The sequence below is a fragment of the Rhizorhabdus sp. GW822-FHT03C02 genome (assembly GCF_058801765.1).
Genome location: NZ_JBXANN010000006.1, coordinates 355,861 through 362,092 on the forward strand (window position 1 = coordinate 355,861; position 6,232 = coordinate 362,092).

Genomic DNA, 6,232 nt, shown 5'->3' on the forward strand with positions numbered 1-6,232 from the left:
AGGCCGGCTTGATCAGCCTCGGCGCGCGATCAGGGCGAAAGGGACGACATCGATCGTCATCGAGCCGCTATGGGTCAGCACCATCATGGCCTGTGCAAGCGGCGCGTCGTCGCCCGCCTTTCCGAAGCTCAGCTGGGCGATATCGTGCCGATGCGAGATCAGCGTCAGGCCGAGCCGCTCGACTTCCTTGCGGTGGAGAGGGAGATGGTCGGCTTCGTCGAAGTCGCGGCGTTCGCGCGTCGGCAGCATATCGAAGATGTGCACGGCGATGCCGCCGGGACGGAGCGTCCGCATCGAACTGACCACGAAGCGAAGCGCCGCTTCGGCCGAATGCAGGCTGTTGGCGACGCCGATCGACCAGAGGAAATCGAAGCCGCGCAGATCATCCGGCTGGTCGAGGAAATTCATGGTGCGCATGGTGATCGAGGGCGCGCGGGGCGCGCCGATCCTGGCCGCGGCTTCCGGGGCGTCGCTTGCGATCAGTACCGGGCAGCCCATATGCGCGATGATCTCGGCGATGCCTTCGCCGTCGCGAAAGGCGAGGCCCTGCGCGCCGGGTTTCAACATGCCGTAACATTGGAGCGCCTGCAGGACATAGGCCGATCGCCACAGATCGACCGATGAACGACTGCGTGCTGCGGTGATTTTGCCTGCCTGGGCGGCGAAGGATGGTTCGGCCAGTTGGCTGGCCGTCATCGGTTGGGAAATCGGCGCGGTAAAGCTTGGAATGTTCTCGCTGACCAGGGTCGGGACAGGGGCCAGCGTTTCCGATCCGAACCGGCTGGGCTCGAAGGCCTCCGCGGGAACGGTGCTGCTTTCGAGTTCACCCAACTCCTGCGCGGTGATGACCACCGCACTCGCGCGGGCATCGGTGCCATCGGGGAAATAGCCATAAACGGCATAGGTGACGCCAGGTATCGCGTTGACGCGATGGGATATCGCTGCACCGTCAGCGATCAGTTCGGTCATCTGGGTGCGCGATGAGCCGACCAGCGACGCATGCGCTCCGCTGTTGGGAACGAAGGCGTTCACGTTGATGTGGAGTTCGCCGAAACCCGCCTCGAGTCCCTCGAAGCGGATCGTGAAGATCACGGGACCGGGCCGATATTCGAAATAGAGCGTATGGAAGCCATATTTGGGATCGGGACCGCGGTCCGTACCGCCCAGCGGCTTGATCCGGCTGGCATGGCCGGAAAAGAATGCGAACGGATCCAGTTCCCGGGTCGGCTGGTCGAATTCGATCTCGCTCATCGGCCGGCCATGATCCGCTCGTACATCGGCGCCAGGCGGGCCAGATAGGCGTCGTCGCTGAACTTCGCTGCCTGCGCCGGCCCGGCGGCGGTCAGCCGCTTGGAAAGATCCGGATCGGTGTCGATCGCCATCATCGCGTTGGCGATCGCCTGAACATCATAAGGATCGACGAGCAGGCCGGCTTCGCCGACGACCTCGGGCAGCGAACTCGTGGTGGACGAGATGACCGGGGTGCCGAGCCTGATCGCTTCGAGTGCGGGCAGCCCGAAACCTTCGAACAGCGATGGGAACATCACCGCCTTCGCGCCGCGGATCATGCGTGCGAGCAGGTCGCGCGGCAGATAATCGAGCTGAACGATCCGGTTCGATACGCCATGGCCATAGACCGAGACTCCGCCCGCACCGAGCATCCGGGACTCGGCCTCTGCGCCCCAGTTGCGGGCGCCGACGATGACCAGGGGCGTTTTGCTCTGGGTCGTCAGATACGCTTCGATAATCCGCCCGATATTCTTCTTGGGATCGAGGGCGCCGAAGAACAGGAAATAATCGCGCGGCTTGAGCTCGAACATGCCCTCGATCATCCGGGCGTCTTCCTCTGCGCTGCGGTTCAGCGCCGCGGCGGGAATGGGGGCGGTCTGATAGGTGTTGGTCACCCTGTCCGGCGAAATCGGGAAACGGGACAATATGTCGTCGCGGCTCGCTTCGGACACCGTGCAGACATGATCGGATTCCATTACGGCACCTTCGATCACGCGGTAATAGAGATGCTTATAATCCATCGTCGCGTAAGGAAGGCGCAGCGGAACCAGATCGTGGATGGTGTAGATGTTGCGAGCGCCCGCCAAGCGCACCGGCACCGGATAGGTCCAGTGCATGATATCGGGCGGGTTATCCATCCTGAGCGTCAGAAAGCGCTTGAAGAATTGCAGGTGCCAGTGCGCGATCTCGAACAGGCGCGGGCTGCTGACGACCCGGTCGAACGAAGGCAGGCTGTCGACATAGACCTGTTTTTCGATCGCGTTGGTCATCGGTACGTCGACGGCCCGCGCGCTCGACAATGACTGCCACCATTCGCGGATCAACCGCCTTTCCCGCTGGCGACGGGTTTCCTTCGACGGCGTTCGGCCGAACTTGTCGAAGAACATGAGTTCGCGGGTTTCGACGCGCTTGCCGACATCCAGGCCGAATACGCCCACTGTATCGTGCCCGATCGCCTCTATCGCGCGGGTGAGGCTGTAGCCATATGTGGCGACGCCGGTGCCGCGTGGCATGGCCAGATTATAACCGTCGATTCCGATTGTCAGACGAGCCATCGGGCTTTGGTGATCCTCATTTTTGACGTCGATCGCGCTTAGCTGCTCGGACGTGACTAATCCAAGTCTATTCGCTCGACAGGCTCCGGTGGAGAGCGTCGAGCCGCTCCGCGAAGGCCGCCGTCGAGAAGAACGACGCTCGCGCGCGTCCGGCCGCGGAAAGGCGGGCGCACAGCCTGTCGTCGCCGGCAAGCTGCCCGATGGCCTGCTCGAGCGCGCCCACCGAGCCGGGGTCAGCCAGAAGGGCGGCTCCGCCGGCGATCTCCTCGGTCGCTCCCCCATATGAGGTGAGCACCGGGGTCCCGAGGGCCATCGCCTCGACGATCGGTAGGCCGAAGCCCTCCGCGAGCGAGGGAAACAGCAGCGCGCGCGCGCCTGCGACCAGGGCGAGCAGATCGGGCCGGGCCGGGTATTGGGCGCGGACGACCCCGGGGGTCGCGGCCAAGCGACGTTCGATCGGATGGGAATTCCAGCCTGCCGGGCCGGCAACCACCAAGGGGAGGGCCGTTCCGCTCGCCTGATAGGCGTCGAGCAGCCGTTCCAGATTCTTGCGTGGCTCCACGCTTCCGACCGAGAGAAGGTAGCGGCCTGCGGCAAAGGGCAGTTCGGCGTTCATGTTCGCCGCCGGAATGTCGAGGCCCGTCGTGCAGCACGAGACCGCGTCCCCGCAGTCCAGCGCGCGCACGATATCGTGTCGGGCAGCCTGCGATACGGTGAGGATATGGCCCTGCGAGGCGATGATGGCGCGAAGCAGCCGCATGTGACGGACGCCGTCGATCGGCGTGAGTTCCGGATGGGTCATCGGGATCGCATCGTGAACGGTGTAGAGATTGTGCCAGTCGGCGATCCGGATCGGCAATGGATAGGTCCAGTGCATGATTCCGGCCGAGCCTGGCGCCTTGATTTCGAGCATCGACCCATGTCGGTCGAAATGGACCTGCGCCAACCTGAACAGATCCAGCGCCCACAAGCTCCCGTCGCTCCTGGCGACAAGTCTGCGCGGCCGATCCCACAGTGCGTCGGCCCAACGCCGCCACCGATCGATACGCCCCGCGGTAGCCAGCATCCGCGAGCTCGAAGGGTCGGCGACGATCGACGGTATATGGCCGAGATGACCCAGCGCGGCCAGGAGCGCCTGCGCATAGGTGGCGACGCCGGTACCGCCGCTGCCGAGCATCCGGCCGTCGATCGCAAAACGGGAAGCTGGTGTTTGGCCGATCATACCTTATATTTCGTGCTGCAGCACCAGCCCGCCGGCGGGTATGGCCGAGTTTGGTGGAGCGTGTCGCTATTAGGGCAAGGTCATGATCTCGTTCAACGACGTTTCAAAAAGCTACCATATCGGCAAATTCCACAAACATGTGTTCAGCAATCTCAGCTTCGATATCAAGCGCGGCGAGAGCATCGGCATCTGTGGAGCAAACGGCGCGGGTAAATCGACGCTCATGCGGTTGATCGCAGGGGTAGAGCAGCCTTCCGCCGGCACGATCAGTCGATCGATGACGACGAGCTGGCCGATCGGCTATGCGAGCTGCTTCTCGAATGTTCAGACCGGTGCCGACAATGTTCGGTTCATTGCGCGGCTCTATCGCCAGCCCGAGCAGGATGTTCTCGCTTATGTCGAGGAGTTCGCCCAGCTCGGGCCTTATCTCCATCAGCCGGTCCGTTCCTATTCCGCAGGGATGGGCGCGCGTCTGGCTTTCGGCGTTTCGCTGGCGATCAATTTCGATTGCTATCTGGTCGACGAAATCACCGGCGCCGGCGACGAGCGGTTTCGGGTCAAGTGCGAAGAGGCGTTGATGGCGCGCCGCGATAGCGGCTCGCTGGTGATGATCTCGCATGATCCGCATACGCTGCAGCAATATTGCCAGCGGGGAGCGGTGATGTACGGCGGCAATCTCACTTTCTTCGACACGGTGGCTGAAGCCTGCGAGGTCCATCATGGCCTGCAGATGCGGGCGGCCTGAGATCGACTGCGGGTGACCGCCAGAACCCGTTTTGGGTTCGGCTGTGCTTGCTGCGGGCGGCTTTTGGTCTATCACGGCGGCTTGTTCCGTCGAACTCCTCATAGGGTATCCATGTCTTCCCTGATCAATTCCAATATGCGCGGCTGTTCCGCGGTCGTCATTGCGAGCATGTTGTTCGCGGGCTGTGCGTCGCTGCCGTCGAGCGGACCAACCGCGCACCAGGTAGAGACCAGGGCGAAGCGGCCCGATGGGCCGATCAGTTTCAGGATCGTCGATCTCGATGCGACGGGCTTTGCGCAGCTGGCGGTGCCCAGGCCCGCGGCGGGGAGCGAGCCGGGGAGCCTGGCGGTGCTTGCACGCGATGGGCGGGTCGATACGATCGCCCCTGGGGACGAGCTTCAGATCAGCATCTATGAAGTCGGCATGACGTTGTTCGGTGGCGGTGCCTCGGGGTTCAGCGCGGGCGCGGGCTTTTCGGCGGACACGGTCGATTCGAGCGTGAAGAGCCAGCGGCTCGGCGTCGTCGTCGTCGCGCCTGACGGAACGATCCGGCTGCCCTATGTCGGGCGCCTCTCGGTCGCGGGCGCGACGCCCTACGATGTGCAGCGGATGATCGAACAGGGGCTGCACGGCAAATCGCAAAGCCCTCAGGCCCTGGTCACCGTGGTTAACAGCCCCGGCAACAGCGTTTATATTACGGGCGACGTAAGCCGGGCGGGGCGGCAGCAACTGACCGCGGCACGCGAGCGCCTTCTCGACGTGGTTGCCACCTCGGGTGGCGCCAAGGCGGTGAGTTCGGACACGCTTGTACGCGTCACGCGCGACGGCAAGATGGCCGAGATGCGCTTGGGCGATGTGCGTTCGGGCGGTTCCGACGATTTGCCGTTGTTGCCGGGGGACCGGATCGAACTCGTGCGGCAACCGCGCAGCTACAGCGTGTTCGGCGCGGCGCAGAAGGTTTCCCAGGTCCCGTTCGAGGTGCCGTCGGTCTCGCTGGCCGAGGCGCTGGCGCGGGTGGGCGGACCCAATGACGCGCAGGCGGATCCGCGAGCGGTCTTCCTGTTCCGCTATGACCCGGCGGCGATCGCCCGTGGCGAGCAGCCGACGATCTATCGGCTCAACCTGATGAAGCCCGAGAGCTATCTGATCGCCCAGGCCTTCCAGATGCAGGACAAGGATCTGATCTACGTCGCCAACTCGGCGTCGAATCCGGTAGCCAAGTTCGTCAACATCCTGAACCAGCTCTTCTCGCCGCTGTTGACCGCGCGAGTGCTCACCAGAAACAACTGACATCGACGGCGGAAGGCCGATCGGAACCGCAAGGGAGGGCATTTGCCCTCCCTTTTTTTGTGATTCTGAGCCCTGCGAGTCGGAAAATCAGCTGTTTTCCGTTGAGTCGGCTCCGGCGTGAATCAAATTTTGAAAATTTAATCCTTTAGAATCATGATCTTAAACTAAACGTCGCGAAGATGTCATATTGTTGTTGACGGCCACCCCGCCTTTGCATAGAAGCCCATCTCACCGGCGGCGGCGAGTTGGATTTTCCGGTTCGCTTCCACGCCTCTCTAACGGATCGCTAAGACGGTCTCCCTCGGATGGATCATCCGGGGCGGTAGAGTGGTGTTCGGTTCTTTGACATTGTTGGAAAGATGAAGGGACATGTGGGCGGCGGCTCCGGTTTCTGGCGGCTTCAAGGCGTCG

5 protein-coding genes are annotated in these 6,232 nt (G+C 63.1%); 2 read left to right on the forward strand and 3 right to left on the reverse strand.

The window, feature by feature from the left end:
• Positions 1-12 precede the first annotated feature (12 nt).
• The 3 genes from AC1RM6_RS17755 to AC1RM6_RS17765 all read right to left on the reverse strand — a co-directional run bounded on the left by AC1RM6_RS17755 (position 13) and on the right by AC1RM6_RS17765 (position 3,786).
• Positions 13-1,092 carry a hypothetical protein gene (locus tag AC1RM6_RS17755; protein WP_493103553.1) on the reverse strand — a complete coding sequence of 360 codons (1,080 nt, stop codon included), beginning with the start codon at positions 1,090-1,092 and terminating at the stop codon, positions 13-15.
• A gap of 155 nt (positions 1,093-1,247) precedes the next feature.
• On the reverse strand, positions 1,248-2,564 hold the full coding sequence (locus tag AC1RM6_RS17760; RefSeq protein WP_493103579.1) for a glycosyltransferase family 4 protein: 1,317 nt from the start codon (positions 2,562-2,564) through the stop codon (positions 1,248-1,250).
• A 67-nt stretch (positions 2,565-2,631) separates the two neighbouring features.
• Positions 2,632-3,786: a glycosyltransferase family 4 protein gene (locus tag AC1RM6_RS17765; protein WP_493103555.1), complete on the reverse strand. Its 1,155-nt coding sequence runs from the start codon at positions 3,784-3,786 to the stop codon at positions 2,632-2,634.
• Positions 3,787-3,868: 82 nt separating this feature from the next.
• Between AC1RM6_RS17765 and AC1RM6_RS17770 the strand changes: the two genes are divergently transcribed.
• Both AC1RM6_RS17770 and AC1RM6_RS17775 read left to right on the forward strand, forming a co-directional pair.
• On the forward strand, positions 3,869-4,531 hold the full coding sequence (locus tag AC1RM6_RS17770) for an ABC transporter ATP-binding protein (protein WP_493103557.1): 663 nt from the start codon (positions 3,869-3,871) through the stop codon (positions 4,529-4,531).
• A gap of 111 nt (positions 4,532-4,642) precedes the next feature.
• Complete coding sequence (locus AC1RM6_RS17775; protein WP_493103559.1) at positions 4,643-5,821, forward strand: polysaccharide biosynthesis/export family protein; 1,179 nt, start codon at positions 4,643-4,645, stop codon at positions 5,819-5,821.
• Positions 5,822-6,232 lie beyond the last annotated feature (411 nt).